Origin of the sequence: Limnospira sp. PMC 289.06 (genome assembly GCF_032350395.1) — a bacterium.
GTDB classification, from domain to species: Bacteria; Cyanobacteriota; Cyanobacteriia; order Cyanobacteriales; family Microcoleaceae; genus Limnospira; species Limnospira platensis.
This window is the reverse complement of record NZ_JARPLC010000376.1, coordinates 1-881: the sequence shown is the minus strand read 5'-3', so window position 1 is coordinate 881 and position 881 is coordinate 1. Positions and strand designations below refer to the sequence as shown.

General features: G+C 40.4%; 1 pseudogene. It reads right to left on the bottom strand.

The features are described 5' to 3' along the window. Positions 1-332: 332 nt before the first annotated feature. Positions 333-731, bottom strand: a pseudogene (locus tag P5674_RS25285) (response regulator transcription factor). Between the last annotated feature and the right edge of the window lie 150 nt (positions 732-881).

The window sequence follows — 881 nt, the reverse complement described above, 5'->3', positions numbered from 1 at the left end:
AAGGATATCAGCGGGGATAGGAGTTTGAACCATCATTCAGTACCCGGATGAATCAATATTCACCTATTATATAGTGACCCTAGAACAGTTGTGGAATAAGCCCTCGCCCTCAATGTGAATCCCAGAGAGGGAGAGGAACTTTCGCTCACAATTATCAGAGGGTTTCTCGATCGATACCCAATTCCCGGAGTTTGGCTCTGGATAATGATATGATGGGGGGAGGCTAAAGCTGTTAATTGCATTGACCACCTACCATATTAATCAACCCGCCTTAACCCCCATTTTGGGGGCGACTTATTACTTAGTATATATTGATAAGTATCTCTATGTAACTACTGCATTTGTCCGGCTACAGTCAGAATTTTATGCACAGTTATTTGTAGTTTTTCTGGGTCAAAAGGTTTAGTTAAATATTCAGTAGCGCCGGCTAAACGCCCTTCAATTTTATCGCAGACAGTATCCCTAGCAGTTAACATGATAATCGCTAACTTTTCTAAATGGGGAGTCCGCCTAATAATTCGACATAATTATAAGCCATCTACACCCGGCATAGCAATATCTAACAACATTAAATCAATCGAATCATGATGTAATTTTCCCAAGGCTTCTAGGGTATTGCTGGCTACTAAAATTCGATAATTTTCCCATAGGGTTTGTCGCACCATTTTTGGGATTACTAGACTATCATCCACTGCTAGAATGGTAGCTGGGGAGGTTTCATTAAGACACATAATTATTCTCCTTGATGCTTATTGAAATCTGGGTTAAATTCAATAATATAATAGAGTGAGTGCGAGACGTTTAGGAGTCAAATAAGGCTGCAATACCTGAAATAACCTCCTAGTGGGACTTCCACCCCTTGGTGGAATATAAGGGATTCG